The 26924-nt window shown below is 39.2% G+C and carries 25 protein-coding genes; 12 read left to right on the forward strand and 13 right to left on the reverse strand.

Translation table 11 applies throughout. The features are described 5' to 3' along the window. Nucleotides 1-370: 370 nt before the first annotated feature. On the forward strand, nt 371-1423 hold the full coding sequence (locus ACKPEB_RS10110; protein ID WP_408964777.1) for a ParM/StbA family protein: 1053 nt from the start codon (nt 371-373) through the stop codon (nt 1421-1423). A 195-nt stretch (nt 1424-1618) separates the two neighbouring features. Next, on the forward strand, nt 1619-2179 hold the full coding sequence (locus ACKPEB_RS10115) for a hypothetical protein (protein WP_408964755.1): 561 nt from the start codon (nt 1619-1621) through the stop codon (nt 2177-2179). A 65-nt stretch (nt 2180-2244) separates the two neighbouring features. On the opposite strand, the gene rph is transcribed toward ACKPEB_RS10115, so the two are convergent. The 5 genes from rph to ACKPEB_RS10140 form a co-directional block, all read right to left on the reverse strand. Next, complete coding sequence (gene rph, locus ACKPEB_RS10120) at nt 2245-2991, reverse strand: ribonuclease PH (RefSeq protein ID WP_408964778.1); 747 nt, start codon at nt 2989-2991, stop codon at nt 2245-2247. 42 nt (nt 2992-3033) lie between these two features. Next, nucleotides 3034-3591 (reverse strand): adenylate kinase, encoded by a 558-nt coding sequence (locus ACKPEB_RS10125; RefSeq protein ID WP_408964756.1) that lies wholly within the window; start codon nt 3589-3591, stop codon nt 3034-3036. Between the two features lie 95 nt (nt 3592-3686). Continuing rightward, nucleotides 3687-4250 (reverse strand): deoxycytidylate deaminase, encoded by a 564-nt coding sequence (locus tag ACKPEB_RS10130; RefSeq protein ID WP_408964757.1) that lies wholly within the window; start codon nt 4248-4250, stop codon nt 3687-3689. A gap of 19 nt (nt 4251-4269) precedes the next feature. After that, nucleotides 4270-4716 (reverse strand): dUTP diphosphatase, encoded by a 447-nt coding sequence (gene dut / locus ACKPEB_RS10135; RefSeq protein WP_408964758.1) that lies wholly within the window; start codon nt 4714-4716, stop codon nt 4270-4272. A gap of 118 nt (nt 4717-4834) precedes the next feature. Beyond that, nucleotides 4835-6616, reverse strand: a complete 1782-nt coding sequence (locus ACKPEB_RS10140; protein ID WP_408964759.1) for an FAD-dependent thymidylate synthase — start codon at nt 6614-6616, stop codon at nt 4835-4837. A 109-nt stretch (nt 6617-6725) separates the two neighbouring features. Here ACKPEB_RS10140 and ACKPEB_RS10145 point away from each other — a divergent pair, with 109 nt between their 5' ends. The 4 genes from ACKPEB_RS10145 to ACKPEB_RS10160 all read left to right on the forward strand — a co-directional run bounded on the left by ACKPEB_RS10145 (nt 6726) and on the right by ACKPEB_RS10160 (nt 10804). Continuing rightward, complete coding sequence (locus ACKPEB_RS10145) at nt 6726-7307, forward strand: HD domain-containing protein (RefSeq protein ID WP_408964760.1); 582 nt, start codon at nt 6726-6728, stop codon at nt 7305-7307. 26 nt (nt 7308-7333) lie between these two features. Next, complete coding sequence (locus ACKPEB_RS10150; RefSeq protein ID WP_408964761.1) at nt 7334-8473, forward strand: ABC transporter ATP-binding protein; 1140 nt, start codon at nt 7334-7336, stop codon at nt 8471-8473. A gap of 391 nt (nt 8474-8864) precedes the next feature. After that, on the forward strand, nt 8865-9899 hold the full coding sequence (locus ACKPEB_RS10155; protein WP_408964762.1) for a phosphotransferase: 1035 nt from the start codon (nt 8865-8867) through the stop codon (nt 9897-9899). Nucleotides 9900-10114: 215 nt separating this feature from the next. Next, nucleotides 10115-10804 (forward strand): thermonuclease family protein, encoded by a 690-nt coding sequence (locus ACKPEB_RS10160; protein WP_408964763.1) that lies wholly within the window; start codon nt 10115-10117, stop codon nt 10802-10804. Between the two features lie 101 nt (nt 10805-10905). Here ACKPEB_RS10160 and ACKPEB_RS10165 read toward each other — a convergent pair whose 3' ends face one another. Then, nucleotides 10906-11961: a hypothetical protein gene (locus tag ACKPEB_RS10165; RefSeq protein ID WP_408964764.1), complete on the reverse strand. Its 1056-nt coding sequence runs from the start codon at nt 11959-11961 to the stop codon at nt 10906-10908. 417 nt (nt 11962-12378) lie between these two features. Here ACKPEB_RS10165 and ACKPEB_RS10170 point away from each other — a divergent pair, with 417 nt between their 5' ends. The 3 genes from ACKPEB_RS10170 (at nt 12379) to ACKPEB_RS10180 (ending at nt 14475) form a co-directional block, all read left to right on the forward strand. Next, nucleotides 12379-13377 (forward strand): RNA polymerase sigma factor, RpoD/SigA family, encoded by a 999-nt coding sequence (locus ACKPEB_RS10170; RefSeq protein ID WP_408964765.1) that lies wholly within the window; start codon nt 12379-12381, stop codon nt 13375-13377. A gap of 179 nt (nt 13378-13556) precedes the next feature. Next, nucleotides 13557-14066 carry a GNAT family N-acetyltransferase gene (locus ACKPEB_RS10175; RefSeq protein ID WP_408964766.1) on the forward strand — a complete coding sequence of 170 codons (510 nt, stop codon included), beginning with the start codon at nt 13557-13559 and terminating at the stop codon, nt 14064-14066. A gap of 202 nt (nt 14067-14268) precedes the next feature. Further along, complete coding sequence (locus ACKPEB_RS10180; RefSeq protein ID WP_190516067.1) at nt 14269-14475, forward strand: glycogen debranching protein; 207 nt, start codon at nt 14269-14271, stop codon at nt 14473-14475. Nucleotides 14476-14799: 324 nt separating this feature from the next. Here the strand turns inward: ACKPEB_RS10180 and ACKPEB_RS10185 are convergent, their stop codons facing one another. Further along, nucleotides 14800-14943: a hypothetical protein gene (locus ACKPEB_RS10185; protein WP_408964767.1), complete on the reverse strand. Its 144-nt coding sequence runs from the start codon at nt 14941-14943 to the stop codon at nt 14800-14802. Nucleotides 14944-15359: 416 nt separating this feature from the next. Continuing rightward, nucleotides 15360-16136 (reverse strand): hypothetical protein, encoded by a 777-nt coding sequence (locus tag ACKPEB_RS10190; protein ID WP_408964768.1) that lies wholly within the window; start codon nt 16134-16136, stop codon nt 15360-15362. A gap of 242 nt (nt 16137-16378) precedes the next feature. Here ACKPEB_RS10190 and cobA point away from each other — a divergent pair, with 242 nt between their 5' ends. After that, a complete protein-coding gene (gene cobA, locus ACKPEB_RS10195) occupies nt 16379-17965 on the forward strand; it encodes a uroporphyrinogen-III C-methyltransferase (RefSeq protein WP_408964769.1) in 1587 nt (528 codons plus the stop codon). Between the two features lie 185 nt (nt 17966-18150). Beyond that, complete coding sequence (locus tag ACKPEB_RS10200) at nt 18151-19329, forward strand: trypsin-like peptidase domain-containing protein (protein ID WP_408964770.1); 1179 nt, start codon at nt 18151-18153, stop codon at nt 19327-19329. Nucleotides 19330-19364: 35 nt separating this feature from the next. Here the strand turns inward: ACKPEB_RS10200 and ACKPEB_RS10205 are convergent, their stop codons facing one another. Together ACKPEB_RS10205 and ACKPEB_RS10210 are read right to left on the reverse strand one after the other, a co-directional pair. Then, the gene (locus ACKPEB_RS10205; protein ID WP_408964771.1) at nt 19365-20450 is read right to left on the reverse strand and encodes a saccharopine dehydrogenase family protein; all 1086 of its coding nucleotides are present in this window, start codon (nt 20448-20450) and stop codon (nt 19365-19367) included. 13 nt (nt 20451-20463) lie between these two features. Continuing rightward, nucleotides 20464-21252, reverse strand: a complete 789-nt coding sequence (locus ACKPEB_RS10210) for a hypothetical protein (protein WP_408964772.1) — start codon at nt 21250-21252, stop codon at nt 20464-20466. 173 nt (nt 21253-21425) lie between these two features. On the opposite strand from ACKPEB_RS10210, the gene cobJ reads away from it, so the two are divergent. Then, complete coding sequence (cobJ, locus tag ACKPEB_RS10215) at nt 21426-23276, forward strand: precorrin-3B C(17)-methyltransferase (protein WP_408964773.1); 1851 nt, start codon at nt 21426-21428, stop codon at nt 23274-23276. 129 nt (nt 23277-23405) lie between these two features. Here the strand turns inward: cobJ and ACKPEB_RS10220 are convergent, their stop codons facing one another. The 3 genes from ACKPEB_RS10220 to ACKPEB_RS10230 all read right to left on the reverse strand — a co-directional run. After that, nucleotides 23406-24179: an endonuclease/exonuclease/phosphatase family protein gene (locus tag ACKPEB_RS10220; RefSeq protein WP_408964774.1), complete on the reverse strand. Its 774-nt coding sequence runs from the start codon at nt 24177-24179 to the stop codon at nt 23406-23408. A 9-nt stretch (nt 24180-24188) separates the two neighbouring features. Beyond that, on the reverse strand, nt 24189-25610 hold the full coding sequence (locus tag ACKPEB_RS10225) for a dihydrolipoyl dehydrogenase family protein (RefSeq protein WP_408964775.1): 1422 nt from the start codon (nt 25608-25610) through the stop codon (nt 24189-24191). Nucleotides 25611-25740: 130 nt separating this feature from the next. Beyond that, nucleotides 25741-26924 (reverse strand): SUMF1/EgtB/PvdO family nonheme iron enzyme (locus ACKPEB_RS10230; RefSeq protein WP_408964776.1); only part of this gene is annotated, 1184 nt, incomplete at its 5' end.

Raw genomic sequence — 26924 nt, forward strand, 5'->3', positions numbered from 1 at the left:
GATCAATAAGCGAGTGAATCATATCATAGTTTAGCGATCGCAAAGTTTGGGACACTTATCAGTGAGCCGGGGAGACAGCAAGCCAGGAAAGACAACCGGACAAAGATCAACATCTCATCTCAAGAGTTAACCATCTTTGATCGATTTCAAGATAGAATATCTCAGGCTCAATCTGCACGATAAACTTAACTCAATTCTTTCTCTCAAGGAAAAAGCGGGGTGAAGTTTGTTGTAGGTTTCAAAAAGCGGATGAAATTGGTAACAGATAAGGCATTATAAATCTTGAATCTCCGTGAGGTAATTTATTCCGATGCAAGGTGGTAACAAACAGCCTGGACAACCCGCAGCCGCAGCAGCAGCCGCCGCTGCCATGCTGAATCGGCAAACGCCGACCAGTAGTAAAAAAACGATTTTAAGTCTGGATTTAGGTCGGACATCAACAAAAGCCTGCACCAGTCGTAACCCGAACGAAGTCGTTTTTATTCCTTCTAATATCAAAGCTCTTACCGTTGATACCGCTAGAGGAGGAGGCTTTGAGTCTAAAAATACAGATCCTCTACTGGATATCTGGGTAGAATATCAGGGCTTAGGTTATGCCGTCGGTCAACTCGCAGCTGACTTTGGAGCCAGTTTGTTTAAGGATGGTTCCGATACTCCCTCCAAAGTGGATGATGCTTTAATCAAACTGTTTGCTTGTGTCGGTTACTTCAAGCTAGAAGGCGACATTGATGTGGTTCTAGGATTGCCTTTCTATTCCCAAGCCCAATTTGAGCAAGAAAAAGAACATATCACTCGGTTACTGGCGGGAAGCCACGAAATGTTCTATCGGGGTGAACAGATCAAAATTACAGTTCCTCTGGTTCGGGTCATGCCCGAAGGCTATGGTAGTTTGATTTGGCTGGAAGCTCAAGGCGGCAACTCAGTCCCCAATTTTGCCGATCTGTCTGTTGCCATTGTGGATGTGGGTCACCAAACCACTGATTTCTTAACGGTTGATCGGTTCCGCTTTGCCAGAGGGGTTTCCCAAAGTGATACCTTTGCTATGGGTAAATTCTACGAAGAAGTCGCCAGTAAAATTGAAGGGGCGGATAGTCAGTCTCTCTATTTACTCGAAGCCGTTCATAAACCGGCTGGAGAACGGTTATATCGTCCTCGTGGAGCCGTTAAACCCTTTAACTTAGATGAAATTGTGCCTGAATTACGCAAAAATTTTGCCCGGGATTTATGCGATCGTGTGGTTCGATGGCTACCTGAACGGGTAACAGATGTGGTTGTTACCGGGGGCGGTGGCGAATTTTTCTGGGAAGACCTGCAACCTCTACTCAAAAACGCAGGTCTGAGAGCTCATCTGGTTCAACCTTCCCGTAAAGCCAATGCGTTAGGGCAGTTTGTCTATGGTGAAGCTCAATTAACCAAACGTTAGTGAGGTTCGTTCAACCCGTCCTTGACTGAATTCCTAGGAATGAAAACAGGCTCAAAGGGCGGATTGAATTTTTGCCAGACTCTATCGAAATTCTGATACACTAGGCATCAGTGGCTCTGGTTAATTCTTGTTGGGGTTAAAATTTGCCAGGCTCCAAAATACATCATGGGATAATCATAGGTCTGGATTGATATTATGCTGTGGGCAAATCGTAAACAAACTCAATCAGTAACTTTCACCGAAGATCCAGCAGATCAGACATTATTAGATGCGATTGAAACAGAATTATCGCAGGCAAAATATCAAACGTTTAGTAATCTTTGTAAACAAGCACTGTGGCAATTTCTATTAATTTCTCCTCCCGAACCCTCAACCCCTCCTCCTGCCAATTCTGCTTCTAATCCTCCCCCAGTTTTACCCCATTTACAGCGCGTTGAAGATCGATTATTTGAAATTCAAAATCACTTAACGGATTTACAAAAAAAGGTACAAGTGGAGGATCGAACTCCTCAGACGGAACGTTTGGATGGGCAATTTCATCAGTTAACTCAACAACTCAATCAGTTACAAACATCCCTCAACCAAAAATTAACTGAAATTGCCATCAGTTTAGAAGCAGTTCAATCTCAACCTTTACCCGTAGTGATGACTGAATCAAAATTACCTCCTGTGGAGTCCGAACCTGTTTCGAAACAAGCGATGGAAGAAGCTGATCCTTTACTGAAACGTTTAGGTTCTTTATTAGATGATTTTTAGGGGAATTACGATTTACGATTTACGATTTAAGAATGGGTAATAGAAAAAAATCTACTGTTTATTATTTATGATTCCCCAGTTTTTAGGAGGATAAACTCTCCTAATATTTGACGTTGAGCTTCTAATAATTCTTTAATTCCTAATTCTGCAACATTCAAAATTTTATCTAATTGTTCCCGACTAAAACTCCCTAATTCTGCCGTTCCTTGCAGTTCAATTATTTCTAATTCTTCTGTCATTACTAAATTAAAATCGATGTCAGCAGCCACATCTTCAGTATAATTCAAATCTAAATAAGGTTCTCCTTCTAATAATCCCACAGAAATCGCGGCAATTTGATGACAAATAGGTAACTGTTGAATTTTCCCTTTTTGCATCAATGAATTTAAGGCATCGACTAAGGCAATAAACCCGCCAGTAATGGCAGTGGTTCGGGTTCCAGCATCGGCTTGAATCACATCTGCATCAACGGTTATTGTATATTCTCCTAATGCTTTTAAATCGAGGGAGGCTCTTAAACTTCGTCCAATTAAGCGTTGAATTTCTTGGGTGCGTCCTGATAGTTTTAAAAATTCTCTGGGTTGTCGTTGGGGAGTTGCTCCAGGTAACATTCGATATTCGGCTGTTAACCATCCTTGTCCTGTATTCTGTAGAAATTTAGGGACTCCAGGTTCAATACTAACGCTACATAAAACTTGGGTATCCCCACTTTTTGCTAACACAGAACCGGGGGAAAAACGAGTAAAATTTCGTTCAAAACTCACAGGACGGAGTTGATGAGGTTTTCTATAATCAGGACGTTGCCACATAATCAATTCAGCAGTTAGGATCAGGTTTGGGGTGTCGATTAACCGTCAACTATTAATGTTTAAGTGTTGACAAAGGGTTTGATAAATTTGTTCGGGGGATTGTTCGCCATTAATATCTAAAAGGCGACCTCTGGGTTCATAATATTCTAAAATTGGAACGGTTCGTTGATAAAATAACTCAATGCGACGCTCAACAATTTCGGGTTGATCATCCGCACGAGAACGACCTAAAGAACGCTGTTTCAAAACGGTTTCTGGAACATTGAAATAAATTGCCCAATTTAACCGTTGTTCTAAATCTTCTAATAAAAAATCTAATTCTTCTGCCTGAAATGCGGTGCGAGGATAACCATCTAATAGCCAACCCTTTGCCACATTGGGTTCTAGTAATTGTTGACGGACAAATTGAATCATGATTTCGTCGGGGACTAATTCTCCTTGTTCGACATAGGGTTTTGCTTGTCGGCCTAATTCCGTGTCAGACTTGATTTTTTGTCTTAAAATCTGACCGATATCCAAACAAGGAATACCCAAATCTCGACACAACAATTGAGCTTGAGTTCCCTTTCCAGCACCCGGCCCGCCCAGAATCACCAATCTCACAATTTTTAGCTCCTCCGATGTTAAACTCTGATCCAATGGCTCCTGCTTAAACTTAATCTATGAAATTCCATAAATTCGTTTAAATTCTTGATCTATTATTCGCCTTTAATCATTGTTGAAACCGAGGTTGGATTTAATAAAAATGAAGCTCCTTTTTGAGTAATTTCTTTGGAAAGATCAATCTGTTTTAAGGTGACTAACCCATCATTAATATACAAATCCCTGACCATTGCCTTTTCCCCATCATTAAAAATTGTCTCATAAAAGACTTCTTTAATTCCTGTTGAAATAATTAATTTTAAACAGGAAATACAAGGTTCTAAGGTGACATAAATACTCGCTCCGCCACAAGAAATCCCATGTTTTGCGGCTTGAGCAATGGCATTCGCTTCTGCATGAACCGCACGAGACGGTAACACTGGGCTGGCATCGCAGGAACTTAACCCCGGATAACAATAACCCTGAGTGGTGCAGTGAATGGAACCTGAAGGGGAACCATTATAACCTGTCGCAACGATTTGTCGATCTTTGACAATGACTGCACCGACTGGAAAGACTAAACAAGTTGAACGAGTCGCAACCAGTTTAGCCATCATCATAAAATACTCATCCCAAGTGGGTCGCAGGGGCGGTTGATAGGTTTCAGTTGAATTTTCCATTCCAATTAAACAGTGAAAATTAGTTGAGTTTTGTGGAGGTTAATCCAGTAGACCCAAATCCATTATCGCGTCTTGTGGTATCACTTAACTGTTGAACTTCTTCAATCTCAACCCGCAAAACGGGTGCAATTACCATTTGAGCGATTTTCATTCCTTTTGTAATATTAAAGGATGTTTTACCATGATTGATCAAAATCACTCCAATTTCTCCCCGATATCCCGCATCAATCGTTCCAGGGGTATTGAGAACGGTAATTTGATGTTTCAAAGCCAACCCACTTCTCGGTCGAATTTGAGCTTCTGTTCCTAATGGTAATTCAATGACTATTCCTGTTGGAATTAATTGACTTTCTCCGGGTTCAATTGTTGTATTAGTCAGGGAAAATAAATCTAATCCCGCATCGCCAATATGAGCATATTGAGGTAAAATTGCCTCGTCATTTAGTTTCAAAATTTTTAATTGCATATTTTTTAAAGGGAACAGGGAATAGGTAATTACGAATTACGAATTACGAATTACGAATGGGGAATAGGAAATAAACTGATAACTAGCGATGGGCGGGAGAACCCCGCCCCTACGATGATTACGGGGCAAGTCGGGCTTTTCCGAGTCGAGTCTTTTGATACCATTGAGCAATATCAGGAACCCACTCTTCAACGTGGGGCCACATTAAATCACAAAGTTTTTGGATTTCTAATTGAGCATCTTTTTTAAAGCGTAAATCCAGAAAATGTAACAATGCCCTTAAGGTAAAACTAACAACAAAATGCTGACGATAATCAAAGGGAACTTTTCCCCGTGCGTGTTCTTCGGACATTCCATTTTCAAGATCAATTTTATAGCGTTTTGCTGCTTCTAAACACCAGTTTAAATCTTGTTGCCGTTGTTCAGGAGAATAATAATATTTTTTCCCTTGGCGATCGCTATAATAACCCACTGGACGTAAATAAAAAGCGTCTTCAATATCCCCTTCTCCTTCAGCGACGGCTAATACTTTTCCTGAAGTATAGCGGTAAGAGTTGTGAACAACCACCCCATTAGCAACAAAGTTATGATGAGGAGCAGCCATGACTAAATCATAAGTTGGCTCTATTCCAACATATTCAATTGAAACAATTTTAACGGGATGAGCGCATAACGGATTTTTTCGATCCTGTTTATGATGTCTGGTATGACAAGGCGAACACAGAACTTCTAAGTTAGTTTCATCAAAAGCGAGTTCTGGATGCTGGGAAACTTCTAAAATATGATGGATAGAAAGCCGTCTTGTTCCTCCACATCGAGCGCATTTTTCACCCTTTTCTTCAAGAATTCGCTGACGGTTGTATTTAAGCCAATGATAAACCCGCTTTTCCACAGGTAAATCAGGTTTCCAAGACGGATGATGTTCTCCCTTTAGAATTGTACCGTTTTCAACCCTTAGCGCTGTAATTGCTCTCCCATGATTTGCCCTCCGTTCTCGTTCTTCATCAGAAATATTAATCTTATATTTTAACCCTTGGTTCCATTGTTTTTTCTGCCAGGTTAACTCATGATAGTAAGCCCACTTTTTGACAGTTTCCACCGAACATCCAATTAGAGCAGCGACTTCTTTCGGAGTCAGTCCTTCAGAAAACTTTGACTCTAACCATTCTTTATTTTGATAAGTCTGATCTGCATTTTTTAAAGGTTGACCATTAACAAGCACCTCAGAGCCCACCCCAAGTTGAGCTAAAATTCGCCAACCATAAGGGGTTAAGATTTTATGGTTTTGAGTACATTTCAACTGTTTGCCATCAGCAAGAGTGACTTGATAAACGGGATTAAACCCATTAAAAACGATATCCTCAATATGATTATAAGTAAAGGTATTATTCTCTTCATTTAAGCTACGAACCCGCATTTTTCTAATACGATTTTTACAATCCCGTCGATAGAAACCTGGGGGTTCATCATTTCTACCTTTAATCTTACGTTCACGAATTGCTTGCTCTCCATAATACCAGAGATCATAAAGTTCACCAATCGTCTTTTTTAATTTTTTAGAACTTTCACCATTAATATCAACAAAAGTAATAACAACATCTGATGAAAGACACTGAACATCAAAACTAATACCAACCCTGTGAGTTCTCGCTTGCTGCATCACACTATGGGGAAAATAACCACAATTAAACACAATTTGACAGTGTTCTAACGGCCCATAATGTCCCCGTTCTCCCGCCAATAAACGCTTAACAATAACTTCCCCACATTTTTCTTCCGACGGCCAAGATTCTCGTTCCTCGACAACAAACTGATCGCTATAATCTTGGTGCATTGCAGCATAAATCACTTGCTGAGGAAAAGGGGTTTTAGCAATTACTTCTACACGAAATCGATCCATTTTTGAACACAACCAACCCAATTAAAAGCTTAAATATTTTCAGCCTTTAACATTAAAGCACTAAATGGATCAATTTGAGATAACTTAAGATAAATCACAGAATGTTCTAATGATGCTTTCCGAGAAATTTACCGAAGCGTTGGTTTATGCAACCCAACTCCACGCGACCCAAATTCGTAAAGGTTCAGGGGTTCCTTATATTGCTCATCTGTTGGGAGTGGCGAGTATTGCCTTAGAATATGGAGCTAACGAATCAGAAGCGATCGCAGCTTTGTTACATGATGCCATCGAAGACCAAGGAGGTGCTAAAATTCGAGACGAAATTCAACAGCGTTTTGGCGAAACGGTCGCCCAAATTGTTGAGGGATGTACCGATACAGATCTTACCCCTAAACCTCCTTGGCGAGACCGAAAAGAAGCTTATCTTGCCCATATTTCCCACACTTCTGCTTCCGTGCGGCTGGTTTCGGCGGCGGATAAACTTTATAATGCTCAATCGATTTTAAAAGATTATCGTCAAATCGGGGATGAAATTTGGCAACGATTTACAGGTAAAAAAGAAGGAACTTTATGGTATTATCGATCCTTAGTTAATGCTTTTCGGCAAGTAGAGACAACTCCTTTAATTGAAGAATTAGATCGGGTTGTTGCTGAACTTGAACAGTTAGTTAAGGTTAATTCTGAAGCGTAAAAATTTATTATTTGATTAAAATTATAATGGCCAACGTTGTTTTAGAAAATATTAGCCGACGCTATAATACCACCCAAGCCATTGAAGGGATTAATTTTGAAGTTCCTGATGGAGAATTCTGGGTATTAGTCGGGCCGTCAGGTTGTGGAAAATCAACGATTTTAAGAACCATTGCGGGGTTAGAAACCGCAACAGTTGGCAATATTTATATTAATAATCGATTAGTTAACGATATTCCAGCCCGGAAACGAGATGTGGCAATGGTATTTCAAAATTATGCCTTGTATCCTCATCTGAGTGTGGCTGAAAATTTAGCCTTCGGCTTAAAAATGCGAGGGGTTGATGCCATTAAAACCCAAGAAAGAATTCAACAGGTTGCTCAATCTCTCTCGATTGAACATTTATTAAATCGTAAACCCAAACAACTCTCAGGCGGACAACAACAACGGGTTGCATTAGGACGAGCGATCGCCCGTGAACCTCAAGTTTTTCTGTTAGATGAACCGTTATCTAATTTAGATGCTCAACTGCGGGATGATACCCGTGCAGAACTCAAACAACTGCATCAACGTTTAGGAATTACCACGATTTATGTAACCCATGATCAAGTCGAAGCAATGACCTTAGCGGATAAAATTGTGATTCTTGATCAAGGCAAAATTCAACAAATTGGTGAGCCTCAACAGGTTTATTCTCATCCTAAAAATCGCAGGGTTGCAACTTTTTTAGGAAATCCTCCCATGAATATTTTACCCATGACCTATGGAAATAGTTTATTTTGGATTTCCAATCAATCCTTAACTTGTCCCCCCGCCATCCGAGAAAAATTACAACTCCAAGAAGGTCAGCAATTTGATTTGGGAATTCGACCAGAACATATTCAATTAACACTATCCTCAGAAAAAGTTAATGATCTACCACAAGATATGTGGGCGTTTGAACCCGTCCCCTTAAATGTTGAAGTAAATGTGATCGAACCTTTGGGACGAGAAACCTTAGTTCGTGCCCAGATTCTTACTGCTTCTCCAACTCAAAATCCCTATTCTATTCAATTTCAAGTTCCGATTCAAGAGCGAATTCATCCAGGCGATCGCTTAACCGTCAAACTTGACTTGAATCAGATTTTCATCTTTGATTCCACAACAGGTCAGACCCTTTACCCCTAAACTCCGCAGGGTGGATCAAGGAAAATCCTACTCACCCTGTCACCTTAAATTTTGTATCAAAATTAACTGAAATTCTTGACAGACTATGATTCTTAGGTTAGTTTAGAAATAGTCTCCTCAAAGCCCAAAAAACAGCGATTCAAACCCCACAATCCGTAAAGAAAGCTTAAGAAAGATTGACTTTTATTAAATCAGTAAAAAAAATTAAACTCTGTATAAATAATATACTATTTTCCTGATTTTGAATCATACTTAAACATAAATCCTGAATCTATCACGTTGTAGGTTGTTTGGTGGGGTCAGTGAAGAAATCGTCAACCATTGGGGTTGTTTCATCCTAGTCCTCATCTCTCTTAGATTCAGGAACATTCCCGACCCCCCTAATACCAATATGATGCTTTTAAATCAACCTAAATTGAAACAGGATGAGTCTGAAATTAGGAATCAAGATAATATGTTTCCCATTAGTTACTCAACCTTAGATGTAACAGCATTAATCACTAAAATTTTAACGAGTTACCCGATTGACCCGGTTGAAAAATGCAAATTTTGGCATCGAGGCTTAAGCGATGTTTATTTTGTAAAGACTCAAACCTCTCGTTATTTTTTAAGAATTTCCCATCAACATTGGCGATGTCGAGCGGAAATTGAATTTGAACTAGAATTATTAGATTTTTTGCACCATCATCAAATTTCAGTTGCTTATCCATTAAGAACCCAAGGAGGAGAATTATTCATAGAAATTAATGCGCCCGAAGGAAAACGATATGCCGTATTACTGGTTAATGCTCCGGGTCAAATTGCCCTCGGAGATTTGAATATGACCCAAAGTTTAAAATTAGGAGGAACCGTTGCTAAAATTCATCAAGTAGCTTTAAACTTTAAACCATCGGTTCAGCGCCAATCTTTAAATTCAGACTATCTATTAGAAAGTTCATTCTTGATTATTGCTCCGTATTTAAAAAAACGTCCAACGGATTTAAACTGTTTAGCAGATATTGTATTCCAACTCAAAGAGCAATTGAAAAATATACCTCAAACTTCTCCTTTCTGGGGGATTTGTTGGGGTGATCCTCATAGTGGGAATGCTCATTTTACCTTGGATGATCAAATTACATTATTTGACTTTGATCAATGTGGATATGGATGGCGAGCGTTTGATATTGCCAAATTTTTACAAGTGTCCTTACAGTCAGGACTGAGCAAAAAAGTTCGAGAAGCATTTGTAGAAGGATATGAAGAGATTAACCCCTTAACGGAACTGGAAAAAAACCATATTCAAGCCTTAACTCAAACGGCTCATATTTGGGCTTGGGCAATTAGCGTTATTAACGCTGAACAATTTAATTATAGTCGTTTAGACTGCTGCTATTTTACTCGATATTTACAACAATTAAAACGCTTACATTCTCCAAATTGGCAATAAAATTAAGCGATAGTGCATAGAACTAGGGAACAGAGGTAAAAGAAAATAGGGAATAGAGGATAGGAAACAGTGATGAGCTACCCGATCAATAATTTGTAGCATACATTAAGGTAAAATATTCCACTGGGGCGGGTAAGAGTTCACCAAAACAGGTAAGATGGGGAATGAGGGACTCTGGAAGGTTAATCAATTAGAACTTTAAACAAGGAGTGAATATGAAATTATTGATCGCTTTAATTTCTTCATTATTGCTAATATTATTGATGCCCACTGTTGCGTTAGCACAACTTGATCATCAAATTTTAGGAAATGTTATTAGTGTTGGGGATGGTGACACAATTCGAGTTGATTCTAACCATCAATCAATTACGATTCGACTCGGCTGTATTGATGCACCAGAAATGAAGCAAACCCCTTGGGGTGAAGAATCAAAGCAGAGGTTACAGACGCTTTTACCTGTTGGAACTCAAGTGACTATCCGAAAAATTGACACTGATAAATATGGACGAACCGTTGGGGAAGTGGTAACAAGTAACACCGGGAGAAATATCAATTTAGAAATGGTTTCTGAAGGTCGAGCCGTTGTTTTCACTCAATATTTAAGCGGTTGTTCTAATAATAAAGATAATTATTTAAACGCTGAAGTTAAAGCCAAACAACAACGGTTAGGATATTGGAATCAGTCAAACCCTGTGATGCCTTGGAAGTTTCGGAGGGAAGCGAGGAACGCAGAAAACGTTAATGGGAATTCCCAGTCAGGTTTACCCGCTTGTACCCAGTCTGATTGTAATTGCAGTGATTTTAGAACCCAAGCGGAGGCTCAACAGGTTTTGATGGCATTTCCTAATGATCCGTTCAAACTTGATAAAAATCACGATGGGATAGCTTGTGAGTCGTTATCCTGATCAATTTTCAATACAATAAAACCCCCACATTCTCGATCAAGTTTGTGGAGGTTTTATTGTTATCCATTAAATGCTGAATTATTTTCCGTTACAGGGTGCGTCTATTTTGTGTCCTTAATGTTCAATGTCGGTGAGGTTGGGATGTGATCCCAACTTTCAACATCAACAACTGTGACGGTTTCAACAGGTTCAGTCTCCGGTGTGGTTTCCACTTCTCGCGGTTTAGATTGAGCTTGTTTTAAAACTTCCCCCTTCATTTGTTTAGAAGCTTTAAGAAATTTCGGGAGACTCGTCGTAGGTTCACTTAATAATTCCACAAATCCAAACACATCTCTGTTGGGTAAAAACCGAGCTTTAATTTCTACAAAATACGTTTTTTCCTGTTCTTCCTTTTGGATTTTAGGATTGAATCTAAAGGGTTTAACGGGTGAATCTTTCCAAAGCAGAGGAAGATGGGAAGCCTTCATAAATTTAACTTTTTTGGCGAGATCAACATCTTTACCTTTAATAAACTCCAGCCGTTCTTTTGAGAAATTCTTAAATACACTAATGCAGGGTGTGCGACAAACCGGAATAAACTGCCATAGTCCACATAATCTAAACTCAAAATCCTTTAAGACTGAATCAAGTGTTGATTGTTTTTGATTATTTTCCGAAAAAAAAGCAACCACCTGAAAGGCAACCAGATGCGGTTTTTCCTTGCTGGGAAAATGTAAAAATTTAGGATAAACGATGAGTTTTTGAAAGGAGGTTTCAGTCGTTTCAATTTGTTTTTTGAGACCTTCATAAAGAAATCTCCCTCTGCCCAGAATATATAGGGGATAGTCCTTATCACCAATTTTAATACTTGAACTTTGAGGCGTTAAAGTGACTTCCCCTTTAATAATCCCAATAGCTTGAAAGAAGGAGGTTGTTTTAAGTTGTTCTTCTTCGGGTTCCTGGGGAGGGTTGGTTTCAGTGTTAAGCTCAGGTTCTGTTAGAGTGGATGTTGGAACAGGTTCGGGGGGTCGTTGATTTGTTTTTACTTCAACTTCTGGCTTAACTTGCAGCTTAATTTCTGCTTCTAGTTTAGCCAGCAATTGCTGATACATTGCTTTTTGTTTAGGATTAATAGAACAGGCAATTAATTTTTTAATTTTTTCTATTTGTTCAGTCATTGGCTCTAAAATAAAATGTATTCGACGGTTCTGGTTTTTTGATAATTCCCAAAAATTTCAACTATTGGAAATATTTCGCCAATATTATTCTACCCAAAAATCAGATGCAAATATTCACAAATTGGCAACTCTAAGGAATTTTAAACCTCCCCTGAATTTTGACGTTCCCATAGCCGAGGGTATGAACCTACATTTGCTGTGAGAGTTTCCCAATCATCTTGTCCTTGCTTGACGCCATGAGTTGAGAAAAGGCAGATGCCTTTCCAAAAGATGTAGCAGAGGACTGAAAAGTAACGCTAAGATAAAGTAGTAATAGATGGGATTTCCTTATCTTCTCGTCTGACAGAAGATTTTGACGATGAGGAAAACTTCAAGCGAACTGTTCAAAATTTAGATCGTCAACTGGAGGATATAACCATGAATCCACAGAATTCGACGTTTTTTCCGATTACAGAAACAACTGTAGCAGGAGATGACGCCATTGCTGCATTATTTAAACGCATGGCGCGTTATCCCTTACTCAAACCGAATGAAGAAATAGAATTGGGTCGTCATATTCAAACCTTAGTTAAAATTGAAGAATTACAGACTCGACTGACCTTGGAATTAGGACGCTCACCCGCCTGCGAAGAACTAGCAAGCTTTTTAGGAATTACAGAAACTGAACTTCAACATCGTTTACAATTAGGTGCGACGGCTAAAAATCGAATGATTAGTTCTAATTTACGATTAGTCGTTTCTATTGCCAAACGCTATATTAATCGAGGAGTTCCATTTTTAGATTTAATTCAAGAAGGTGCATTAGGGCTCAATCGAGCGACTGAAAAATTTGATCCCGATAAAGGATATAAATTTTCCACCTATGCTTATTGGTGGATTCGTCAAGGAATTACCCGAACTATTGCTAATCAAGGACGTACCATTCGCTTACCTGCTCATGTGGTTGAACAGTTAAATAAATTAAAAGCAACCTATCAAGATTTAAAGCACTCATTACAACGAAAACCAACAGAAGAAGAACTCGCAGAAGCCATTGCCATTACTCCCCAGCAAATTCGCATCCTTGAACAAGTGCATCGCAAATCGTTATCTTTAAATCATCGCATTGGCACAGAAGAGAACTCCGAATTAATGGATATTTTAGAAGATCAAGAAACCCAAACTCCTGAAGCTCAAATGAACGAAATGATGATGCGACAGGATTTATTAGAAGTTTTGGGAACTGTTTTAACTGAACGAGAAAAAGATGTTTTAGCTCTGCGATTTGGATTAGTCACTGGAGTTCCTTACACCTTAGAAGAAGTGAGTGGACTTTATGATCTCTCACGGGAACGAGTGCGACAAATTCAAGCTAGAGCCATGCGGAAATTACGACGGCCTAATGTTGCAGAACGCTTAAAAGGTTGGATTAAATAATTTTTTTGAGATCTAGCAATCCGTGCCGAGGATGTAATCATTTACAACTAACATGAAACAGCCAGAAGTATTATCTCTGTTCCCAGTCAATCCCGGTTCCTTTGCGCGTAGCGTTATATATTAATGTTTTGAATTGTTGTATACTGACATTTAACAATCCAGAGACGAATGTTTTTGTTATGATCAACGGTTCCAAATTAGATCTGTCTCAAACTGCAATTTTACGACCGGCAACCCCCGATGATGTTCCGGTTTTATTCCAACTGATTCAAGCCTTAGCGGAATACGAAAAATTATCCCATGAAGTTAGCGGAAATCCCGATCACTTAAAACAGCATTTATTCGGTTCTCCATCTTATATAGAAGCAATTTTAGCGGAACTTAAAGGGAAAGCCGTTGGTTTTGCCTTGTTTTTTTATAACTATTCTACCTTTTTAACCCAACCCGGAATTTATTTAGAAGATTTATTTGTCCTTCCTGAATATCGTCGTCAAGGAATTGGAAAAGCGTTAATCACTCACCTTGCAGAATTAGCGGTATCCAGAGGATGTGGACGTTTAGAATGGTCTGTTTTGGATTGGAATCAACCTGCTATTAATTTTTATCAAAAAATAGGCGCTACAATTTTACCCGATTGGCGCATTTGTCGCGTAACTGGCCCATCCTTAACTGCATTGGGAAACCCCTAATGATTGATCCCGTTAATCCCAAGCAAAAATTTTCGTGATCATTGAGGTTAAAAACTTGATAAAATATATGAATCACGGAACCAGAGTTCCGGTGAAGATTGATGCTAAAACCTAGACATTTCAATCTTTTTCCTTCTGTTTCCTATTGCCGATTTCCTATTATAAAAACCATTCAGTTGTATTGGGTGAGGAGAAAATTACAATGACAATTTGGGTAAATGAACAACTTGATCCGATGGGAATTGTCTATTCTTGTATTGCTTGTTGTGATGAAAAGCAAGCTCAAGATTGTCATGAGTCGTTTCAACGAAACTTAACCGAAATCCAAAAACAACAAGGTTGGGTTGCCGTTCTCAGAACCGTTGAATCTTGGGATGATGTTCCTGTCAGTGCCTTAAAATTAAACTAAGTTTGTATTGATCAAATCAAAATCTAGGCATGATTAAGATCACAGTATGATCTCCCCAGCATCACACTAATGATTAAAGTTTAATCACCCCTCTCAAACGCAAAATCTAAAATAATGACTGTTAACACCCTAGAGGAATAATAGGGAACAGCGATTGACTGAGAACAGCTTAACTAGGAACAGGGAAAATAGGGAATAGGGGATGGAAAAAAGAAGTTATTAGCCATCCGATTAATGATTTGTAGGAAACATTAAAGGATGGAATATAACTTCCCTGGATTTGGAATTGTTGGTGTAAACAGTTCCATTCCCAATGGCGTCCTACTATAAAATTAATGAAATCATGCTAATTGGTGCTGGCAACATTTCCCCTCGAAAATCCAAAAGCGAAACAACTAATAAATAAGCCAGTGCTAGAAGAATTGAAATTGCACCTGTAATATAAGCAATCAGTTTTGAACGTTCCATTAATTTGCCTCCAGATTTGATATTGATAATAGATTGAGAAAAATCTCAATTCTAATAATTATGATTAGATTAATCCGTTGATATTTTATTAATATAGCGCTACGCATTACAGTTAGGACATTTTTAAATCCAGCAAACCCTTTCACTTTTGACTGTTCCCTGTAAATCGCAGTTCCTGTTCCCTCGAAAAGTAGCGCTATAAAATTTTGATCCTCTGTGGTTAATCAGCCTTCTTGCAAAACCGCTAACACTCTAGTAAATTTCCAGCTAAACCAAAACTGATTCCGCTTTCGGTATGATCTCCTCTCCAAATTCGGCGTTTCCGTTTCCTGTGGTATAAAAATCCAGATTGACTTCCAGCAAAGAAAATCGACCATTGTATTAATTGTATTTTTCAGATCGAGAATTTCACCCTTTTAGGCTTCTTTGAAAAATCGGAGAATTTCTCGAACATGACTGAGAAATTCTCCATCAACGGTTAATTGAGCAATCGCATTTTTTGCATCTTTTTCTAAACGTTGATGTTCGGATAGGTTCGTCGCTTTTAACGTTTCTAAATCAGTTGTTAAATCCGTTAAATTCTTACGAAGAGCTTGCCATTTTTCTTGTTGTTGATAAGCCCAAGAAGTCGGATTGTTTAAGTTCAATTGTCTTTCTAATTCTTTTAACGTTGTTTCCAAAACTTCAAAGCGGTTTCGCAATTCTACCACATCCTCACGGGGATAGCAAAATTGACGGCGAACCATTGCTAATCGTGCTGCTAAATATTGATAAGCACGGACTGAAGGTCGTAAAAGAGTTAACAATAAAGCCGCACCTGCACCCCAATAACCGACCACACTAATTCCTAACCCAGCTAACCCATAAAGTCCAAGAGTAGAGAAGAAATGTAAACCTAAAGCGACCCAAAGAGAACGTTGAGCTAACTGGGTGACATATTGAACTTGTGGATCTTCAATAAAAATCCCTTTTTTTCTCGATTCTTCAGATTCAGCTAAAATTTCTTTCGCCTCAAAATGAATATTCCAAGGAATCGTTACAATTAACAATAACCACCAAAAAATGGCACAGCCAATCACCCAATCTACAAAGGTTCCCGCCGGAATATGTAACCATTGTAAAACACTAAAGGTGAGTAACAAAATTACGGTTAATCCTAACCCAAAATCACCATAATTAAACTGTATTTTCATAAAAATTCAACGCTCCTCAATCATGAGTAGGGTGCGTAAGCAACGCGCACACACCACAAAGCCTAAATATTCGGTCAAGTCATGATCATTGACCATCACAAAGCTAATTCACCCCGCTTCTGTTCCCTGATTATGAAGAAAAATAGTAATATTCTGATATCCACTGTGACACTTCTTAAAGCTTCATACTCTTGAGTTAGGATAAAATTAGTTTAAACCTTTATTAATCTAAAATTTTAGCAATGATCGGGAAAAAAGGAAAAGTTTATTTAGTTGGGGCTGGCTTAGGAGAAATTGCTTATCTGACTCAACAAGCTCAAACATTACTTTCTCAAGCAGAAGTTATTATTTATGATGCTTTAGTTGATGACTCTATTTTAGCCTTGATTCCAGCCAATTGTTTAAAAATTAATGTAGGAAAACGAGGCGGAAAATTAAGCACATCCCAAGCTGAAATTAATCAATTATTAGTCGAATATTGCTTACGAGGAAAACAAGTGATTCGTTTAAAAGGAGGTGATCCGTTTATTTTTGGGCGTACGACTTCCGAAATTCAAGCCTTAATAGAAGCTCAATGTAACTTTGAAGTGATCCCCGGACTTTCATCCGCTTTAGCCGCACCAACTCTCGCTTCTATTCCCCTAACAGACCCGGTGATGAGTCGTTGTTTTGCTGTTATGACCGCCCATGATTTAGAAGCTTTAGATTGGCAAATTGTTTCGCAAATTGAAACCTTAGTGATTTTAATGGGGGGACGAAACTTAGCTGAAATTGTCCATCAACTGTTACGCCATGAACGTCTTCCCCAAACCCCCATTGCTATTATTAAATCTGGAGGTTGTCCTCAACAACAAGTTTGGGTGGGTACATTAAATGATATTGTAGGAAAAACAGCCCATGAGTCTTTATCTCCCTGTGTGATTGTGGTAGGAGAAGTTGTCCGTCTCCGAGATTTTATCCACCCTAATCAACCCTCTTGGAAATTCAATCAACCGCTTGAAAATTCTATTTTAAATCAGTCTACTATGAATCAACCGCTATTCGGAAAAACCATATTAATTACTCGTTCTGCTGAACAATCGAGTCAATTTAGCGAACTCTTAAAAGAACAAGGTGCAACGGTGATAGAAATGCCAGCTTTAGTGATTACTCCTCCCTCCAGTTGGGATAGTTTAGATCAAGCCATTGAACTGTTAGGAAAAGAGTCTGAAAAGAACTTTGATTGGTTAATTTTAACCTCTTCTAATGGCGTTGAATACTTTTTTAATCGGTTAATGGCTCTCGGAAAAGATATTCGGAGTTTAGGTCAAACTAAAATAGCTGTTGTTGGGAAAAAAACCGCCGCTAGTTTACAAGAACGTTGTTTAAAACCAGATTTTATTCCCCCAGATTTTGTGGCAGATTCCCTGGTTGAACATTTCCCTGAATCTTTAGACGGTAAAAGAATTTTATTCCCCAGAGTAGAAACCGGAGGACGGGATGTTTTAGTTCAGGAATTAACGGCAAAAGGCGCAACGGTTGTGGAAGTGGCGGCTTATGAATCAGGCTGTCCTGAACGTATTTCTTCTGAGGTTTTAGAGGCATTACAAACTCAAAAAATTGATGTGATTACCTTTGCAAGTTCTAAAACGGTTAAAAATTATTATCAGTTAATTCAAGCTCTCCCTGAAAACACTTTACCACTCAATTATTTAGACTCGATTTGTATTGCTTCTATTGGCCCGCAAACGTCTAAAAGTTGTATCAATTTATTAGGAAGGGTAGATGTTGAACCTCAAGAATATACGTTAGAAGGATTAACCCAAGCGATTATTAATTTTGCTGCTTAAGCGTTGTCTTGTTTTCACTCAATTGATATTAGCTTACAATAGAACTTAGAAAAATATGAACAAAATTGGGTGAAATTCCGTCTATTGATCAAATTGCCGTTTGATGAATTTCAGCCTAGTTTTTAACAGGTAGTGGGTAACGGATGATGACAAATTTAGTGGTTTTATTATCGAGGGTTTGAATTATGGGTTTAAGGTTATTTTCGTCAGACTCCTTTCTTTATCTGCTGACGGGAACGGTGGCGGCTATCGTTGTCAGTCAATCAACCATTGTGATGGCAAAAACAGCGCAACAGGTAGCAGAAATTGCCGAACCGATTACTGTGCAGATTAATAGTCCATTAGGGGATGGTTCTGGGGTAATTATTGCTAAAAGTGGCAATATTTACACGGTTTTGACGGTGAATCATGTTGTTGAAGATCCAACTGTGGAATATAGTGTGCGAACTTCTGATGGCAAAAGTTATCCGGTTTTGAAGATTATTCGGTTACAAAATGATGACCAAGAACCAGATTTAGCAATTATTCAATTTGAAAGTTCTCAACAGTATCCGGTTGCTACATTAGGTAATTCTGAACAAGCGGTAATTGGTGCTCAAATTTATGTTTATGGATACCCAGCAACGGGGGGATTAACGGGTGTTGAACGGGAACCGGAATTATCCCCTGGATTAGTCACCAGTCGCCCGAAAAATCGTCCAGAAGGCTATAATTTACGCTATCAAGCGGTGACTTGGAGTGGCATGAGTGGGGGGCCGGTTTTTGATTCTGAAGCGCGGGTGGTGGGGTTACATGGACAGGGAGAATTTGGTTTTGCTCAAACCAGTTCCGGTGATGTAGCTCCGATTAAAACAGGATTTAATGCGGCAATTCCGATTAATTTATTTATGGGTAAATTATTAGAAACGGGTTTAAAATCATCGGATTTAGTCATTGATGAAAAACCGCCAGATGCTAATCCTGTTTCGTTCGATTATCCTCAAACTTATCAAGCTTTTTATTTTCAAGGATTAACTTTATTAGATCAAAATGAACCTTGGGATGCGATTGATGCGTTTAATCAAGCGATTAACTTAAATCCGAATACGCCTGAAGCTTATTTTAATCGAGGAATTGCTCGTACTGTTTTAGCCACTCGTATTGGAGTCAGTCGTGCTGTTAATCCGATTGAAGATTACAACGAAGCGATTCGTTTAAATCCAGGTTTTGCTGATGCTTATTATAATCGAGCTTTAGCTTATTTGCAATTAAATAATAAAGAAAAAGCGATCGCAGATTTTCAAAAAGCTGCTGAACTTTATGATAAATTAGGGCGAAAAAAATCCTATCAAGATGCGTTAGATCGTCTTAAAGAGTTACGATAAATTTAAGGGTGGTGCGTGGGCGGAACTTACGCACCCTACGAGGTGTGAATGTTAATACCTCGGTTGTTCATGGCGGCTTCAAATAAGGAAGTCGGAAGCACTTGTTCAACGGGCCAAACACCGGGTTTTTGCAGTTCTCCATTTAAGCATAATTCCGCAATCGTTCCGGTTCCGATTCCTGCAATGGTGGCGGTATTTTCATGAACAATTGTTGAACAGTAATCAATAGTTTTTCCTTGTTTAATTCCCGTGACACAAGAGCGAACAGCTACTCCGATTCCACTCCAAATATCTGTAACATTCGTCATGCGATAACTGACTTGGGAGAGAAACTCAATCACAGCCGGATTTTGTAACCAACTCGCGGGCCACCAATGGGCAACACTCCAGGTTAAATAATTATAAAAATCGGGAACTGTACCAAATTTTGTAATTACAGTTTTCGCGGGAAAAGAGTCAACTAAGGTGAAACATTCTGGCATATCAAACCAATAAACACCCGTTTTTCCGTAGGGGAGAGGAAATTCAATAATTTCTCGTTCACTATAAGGTTTAATCCTTTGCCATTGTCCGTTTATCCAAACTTCAAAAGGACGTTGTAACCCTAAGAATGTGGTTCGCATAACGGTCATTCCTGCCCCTCCTGAACCTCCAACCACATAACTTAAATGGATTTTTTCAACGTGATCGAATTGTTCCACACCTTGACGCACCATGCTATTAGAAATACCTGGGAAAATGCCCGTATTAATAATTGCCGTAATTCCAGCATTTTTAGCGGCTTCAGATTGTTCTAAAATTCGACGGGTAAACCCACGATTATCGCTGACATCAATATAATTAACACCTTGTTGAATACAAGTTTTTAATACCCCGGTATCTCGATAATGAAATGGGCCTGCACAGTGGATCACTAAATCAGAATTAGCGATCGCTGTTTCTAATTTCTGTTGATCTTCTAAATCCAATTCTAAGATCTGAAATCGGGGATTAATGGGAAGATTTCCTATAATTTTACGTCCAGTAATCGTAATTTCAGCCGAAGTATGTTGAGCTAAATCCTCAGCCACACTGTTGCCAATTCGTCCTCGACCTCCTAAAATTAAAACTCGCTTTTTCATTGTTCAATCTCCTTTATTCTAAATATTGGAAAACGGCATTGGCTGTTAATAAATTGGTTGAAAATAGAACTTGTTGTAAATCACACAAACGAGCTAAAGCTTCGATGGATGCAGGATTAGATTCAATCGTTGTTCCGTTTCGTAAATAAACAATTGCTTTCACCTGATCTAATAAAATTCTGGAACCAATGGCTGTTTCCCCTAAAATTAGGAAGTTAGGTTCAATCACTTCACTGATGGTTAAATCTGTGGTTTTTTCCAAAAAAGTTTTTAACTTATCAGTTGTATAAATAGAAAAGTTTTTAATAATATGTAGATGATCTTTGACTAAATTAATTAAATCAGAAAATAAATCATCATCAGCCAATAAAACGATAATTTCTGGGGTATTTTGTTGTACTTTTTTGCGTAATTTATTAACGAGATTACGAGTCACCTTGCTAATTAATTTCACCGCTAAATGAGGTTGTTGAAATTTTAACTTTTCGATATCATCAAAGGTCATAATAGCAATCGCTCCATCACTAGCGGCAATAAAATCCGCTTGACGACCTTGGACAAATGACATTTCTCCTAAAAGATCTCCTTGGGTGCGACTGCTATTTTCAATTTGATCTCCAATCACACTTACTTCCCCTGTTAAAATAATTCCAAAACAGGAATCTTGGCTAGTTTTCGGCAGAATCACTTGTAAATCAAAGAACTTGTGAATCGAAAAATATTCACTAATTAGTTCAACTTCTTCTGTATAAAAATCTCTAAAAATATCTAATTTTAATAATAATTCTGTCTTTTGATCCATTACAGATGCTCCGCCTTTTTACATTCAATAAAAATTGATAATTTGAACACAGGGTTTACCCTGTTTAACCCGTGACCCCTGTTCAAAATTTTTTGAATCAATAGCAGTCTTCCCAATTTACAATCAAAAAGAAACAAGTTCTTTATTCTAATCTATTATTGCCATTTCAGAAAATGAATTTTTCACAATTTCAATCGTTTCAACCCATCGCTGCCATTGCCACCACCCCCCAAGCTGTACAACAACTTCAACCCCTGTGTCAACGTTTAAATGCGATTTTGTGGATACCCCATACCCTCCAGCCATTACCCGGAACACAGGTTTATAACGGTTCTCTTTCAGACCACTTAGCAACGCTGTGGTCAAGTCATCGAGGATTGATTTTTGGTTTAGCCTGCGGTGCTGTGGTGCGATTAATAGCTCCTTTATTACAACATAAATTCAGTGATCCTGCGGTTGTTGTGTGGGATCAAACCGGAAAATTTGTGATCAGTTTATGTAGTGGACATCAAGGCGGAGGTGATCAACTGACTCGCTTAGTCGCTCGACAATTAAACGCAACCCCGATTATTACAGGCGCGTCTAACGCTTTAGGATTATTAGGGGTAGATTTATTAGGAGTTCCCTTCGGTTGGCGACGGGGTGCGGGTGACTGGACGGAGGTGAGTGCAGCCGTCGCCAGAGGAGAACGGGTTCAGGTTTCTCAGGATGCGGGTTCTAGCTTGTGGAAAACAGCTTTACCCGCCGATCATCCCTTTGATTTTAACCCCAATCCAGAGGCGAAATTTCACATCTGTATTACTTCTCAACGTCGAGTATCGGATATAACTCAAGTTCAATGGTTCCCCAGGGTCTTATGGGTGGGTGTAGGTTGTGAACGCAACACCCCTCGAACATTGATTGAAACAGCCATTCAACAGGTTTTAAAACAGTATCATTTAGCAGAAGCAGCGATCGCCGGAATTGCTACCCTGGATATTAAGGCGGATGAACCGGGGTTAGTCGAATTGTGTCAAGACCGGAATTGGCCGTTACGCACCTTTTCCCCGGAAGTTTTGCGGGTGAGGGAAGTTCCTAACCCGTCTCAGGTTGTTGAAGCTGAAGTGGGAACTCCCAGTGTGGCTGAAGCGGCTGCCTTACAAGCTGCTGGAGTAAAAACGTTATGGGTTTCTAAGCAAATTTACCGAGATCCTTTACCCACCGCTTCAACTTCCAACCGTATCGGACAAGCCGTAACGGTGGCCATTGCCCAAGCTGAACAGGAATATACCGGACGCACAGGACATCTGTTTTTAGTGGGAACTGGCCCTGGGGAACTGGATCAAATCACCCCGGCGGCTCAAACGGCCATTGTTCAGGCGGATGTAGTGATTGGCTATTCTTTATATTTGGATTTAATTAAACCGTTATTACGTCCTGGTCAGATGGTTGAATCTTATCCCATTACCCAAGAACGTCAACGGGGAGAACGCGCGATTGATTTAGCTCAATGGGGGTTAACGGTGGCGGTGGTATCGTCGGGGGACTGTGGCATTTATGGGATGGCGGGGTTAGTGTTTGAACAGTTACGCGCTAGGGGGTGGGATGGCAAAACTCCTGCGGTGCAAGTGTTTCCGGGGATTAGTGCCCTACAGGCGGCAGCCAGTCGGGTGGGTGCTCCCTTAATGCACGATTTTTGCGCGATTAGTTTGAGTGATTTATTAACCCCTTGGGAGGTGATTCAAAACCGATTAAAAGCCGCCGCCCAGGCAGATTTTGTTTGTATTTTATATAATCCGCGATCGCGCACTCGTACAGAGCAATTATACACGGCTAAACGGATTTTTTTAGATGCTCGTTCGGGTCATACTCCTGTGGCAATGGTTCGTTCTGCCTATCGTGTTGATGAGGAAATTACCTTAACCACTTTAGAACAGTTTAATCCTGATCATGTGGATATGTTAACAACCGTAATTATTGGAAATCAAAGTACAGATATTTATGAAAATTGGATGATTACACCAAGGGGATATTTAGGACAATAAGAAATAGAAAGTTGAAATCTTATATACCAATTACCGCCCATCGTAGGGGGCGAGAAAACCTCGCCCTTACTGGTTATATAAGAAGTCAAGTAATAGGTTAATAAATCCCTGAAAATCAGTGAAAGTAAATTAATTAAATTCTGCAATCACTGGAAAATGATCTGAGGGCCAAATTCCTTCAATTTGTTTTTGATCAACACTAATTGATTTTAATAGCATTCGAGAATCATAATAAATCGTATCAACAGCAGCCATCCCTTGACCTGTAAAATCATGGAAAGTTTGTTGACTTGTTAAAGGTAAATTTGATAAAGAATCTAACAATTTAATTTGATTATAAAGGGGTTTTAATAATTCTTGGCGTTCTTCGCTATTAGGTAGAGCATTAAAATCTCCCAATAAGATTAATAAAGACTGTTGTGGGTCAACTTGACTCAAGTATTTTTGAATTAAAGGGATACTTAATTTTCGAGCTTGTTCGCTGTAGTAGTCTAAATGGGTATTGAAAACTGTGATTTGTTGTTGAGTTTCCCTAGAGATAAAATCCCCACCCGTGACAATTTGAGGTGTTTTATTGCCCCATTCCGTACTCAGACTACCGACTAAATGGGGTGTTTTGCTTAACCAAAAATTCTGGGATTTTGCACAATAAAACCGTTGGGAATGATAGAAAATTGCACAATGTTCTCCTGTTCCATTTCCGATTTTATCCGTCCCAAGACTTTGATAATCGGGTAATAATCGATGTAAATCTAGGAGTTGGTGCGCTTTTCCTTCCTGAGTTGCAATGATATCTGGGTTATACTTTTGAATCAGTTTTACAATTGCATAACGGCGAAATTTCCAGTCATTGTTACCGAGGTCGGGTTTATCATAGCGAATATTTAAAGTTAGGATTTTCATAAGCTTTGATTACAGCGATCGCCTCCAATTAAAAAACCGTTCTAAAATAGTTTGTTGCCATTTATTACTCGCATATTGTTGTTTTTTTAATAATAATGCTGCCTTACTATTGACTTCTGATAAAGTCGGATAAATATGAATTCCTGTCAAAGCAGAAACCTTTAAACGATGAGACATTGCTAAAACAATTTCATGAATTAACTCTCCAGCCGATGAACCCACGAGATGAGCACCTAAAATTTCTCCATTACCTCTAGTAATAATTTTAGCAAATCCCTGGGGTTTTGCTTCTGCTAGGGCACGATCAACACTCGCAAAGGGTTGTTTTAAAACATAAACATCCTCTCCATATTGTTCTTTTGCTTGCTGTTCTGTTAACCCCACTCTTGCTAATTCAGGATCAGTAAATGTAGCCCAAGGTATAACTCGATAGTTTACTTTACTAATGGGAAAAAATAGGGTATTTGTTAACACCACAACGGCTTCATAACTTGCAACATGGGTAAATTGATAACCCCCAATCACATCTCCGCAAGCGTAAATACACGGATTGGTTGTTTGCAGTTTATGATTAACTTTAATCCCTAACTGATTGATACTAACACCTGCGGCTTCTAAATTCAAGGATTCAATATTGGGAACTCGCCCCACCGCAACTAAAATTTCATCAGCTAAAATGTTATGGCTTCCTAAAATAATTTTCTTTTTGCCATTTTCGATTTCAACTCGTTCGGCTTTGGTATGATTTAAAATAATAATATTTTCGGATAATAATTGATCTTGAACCACCTGTGCTGCTTCGGGATCTTCTTTCGGTAAAATTTGATTCCGACTCGATAAAATTGTTACTTTTGACCCTAACCGCGAAAAAGCTTGTCCGAGTTCACAACCGATTGGCCCTGCACCTAAAATTACTAAAGATTCTGGTCGATTTTGTATAGAAAAGACCTGTTCATTCGTCAGAAAACCCGCTTCATTTAACCCTGGAATATTAGGAATAGCTGGACGGGAACCTGTCGCAATGACAAAAGCTCTAGCGGTTAGTTTCCGTCCGTTAATGCTAAAGGTTTTTGGGTCTAAAAATTGACCTTCTCCAAAAAGAACCTCAACCCCTAAAGATTGAAATCGTTCAGGAGAATCATGGGGTTGAATTGTTGCAATAACTTGTTGAACATGACTTGCGGCTTGAGCAAAATTAATGTTATAATTATCAATATAAATTCCAAATTTAGCTGCATTTTTAACTTCATAAGCTACCCTAGAAGCGTGAATTAAAGACTTACTAGGAACACAACCAAACCATAAACAATCCCCCCCTAAGCGATCGCGTTCTATTAAAGCAACTTTGGCTTTTAATTGTGCTGCAGCACTGGCAACCACTAAACCCCCAGAACCTCCACCAATGACCACTAAATCATATTCAACTGCCATATTTTGACCTTAAAATTGTAGATTCAGAAACCAGATTTTCTCAGCTATCTTTGTATTATGCAGGAAAAGTTAAGCTAGAAACCGGGTTTCTCGATACAACTATGGCGGCTCAGAAACGGGGTTTCTTCAGTTATCTTTTTATGCAGGAAAGATTAAGGCAGAAACCCGATTTCTCGGTAAAAGGGTTACAGAGTCCACGCAGGCGGAAGGAAACAACACGAAAACCGAAGTTCCTGTAGCGACCGTCCGGCTCGATCCTGATACGAAAGGCACAGCGGCAATTCCCGGGATCGCTGACCCACGAACCACCGCGTATCACCCGGTATTGAGTATTTCCGCCCCACTCCCAAACGCTACCATCAGTGGGCGCACCATCATAATTTTCATGCCAAGGGTCAGCGCACCATTCCCAAACGTTACCGTGCATATCGTACAAACCAAAGGCATTTGGAGGGAAACTACCGACATCGGTGGTTTGTTGACGATAGGTTCCTGTGGGGGCGGAAGCGTACCTATATTTCGCGTCGTAATTCGCTAAATCGACTGTAATGGTTTCGCCAAAATGGAAAGGTGTTGTTGTTCCCGCGCGACAAGCATATTCCCATTCTGCCTCAGATGGTAAACGATAGGTTTTGCCTGTTTTTTGGGAAAGTCGCTGACAAAATTCTTGCGCTTCGTGCCAGGTTACATTCTCAACGGGTCGATTTGCGCCTTTAAAACTAGAAGGATTATTCCCCATAATGGCTTCCCATTGAGCTTGGGTAATGGGATATTTTGCCATAGAAAATGCAGCAATATTAACCAGATGTTGGGGATATTCATCACTACTTGCACTAGCTTCATTTTGAGCCACACCCATCATAAAAGTTCCCCCAGGAATGGATATCATTTCTAAGCTGATATTATTGCCTAAATCTTCTTTGAAAAATTCAGCCCGACAGTGTTCTAGTTTGGTTTCCTTTCCTAGTACGTTGACCGTAATCACATCAAATTTAAATTCTCTTTCTTGAAGGCGTTTTTCTTCTTCTTCCTGACGTTTTATTTCCATTTCCATCTGTTCCTGACGGCGTTTTTCTTCTTCCTGACGTTTTATTTCCGTTTCCATCTGTTCCTGACGGCGTTTTTCATCCCAAACTCCTTGCACAACATCTCGATTATGGGCAACTCCGGGTAAATTAGGATTGAGGGCGAGACAGGAATTATAATCGGCGATCGCTTTTTCATATTCTCCTAATTTATAATAAGCATTACCGCGATTATTGTAAGCTTCAGCATAATTCGGATTTAATTGCAAGCTTTGGTTATAATCTTCTA

The sequence above is a fragment of the Planktothrix sp. genome (assembly GCF_046067725.1).
In the GTDB taxonomy this organism is placed as follows: domain Bacteria; phylum Cyanobacteriota; class Cyanobacteriia; order Cyanobacteriales; family Microcoleaceae; genus Planktothrix.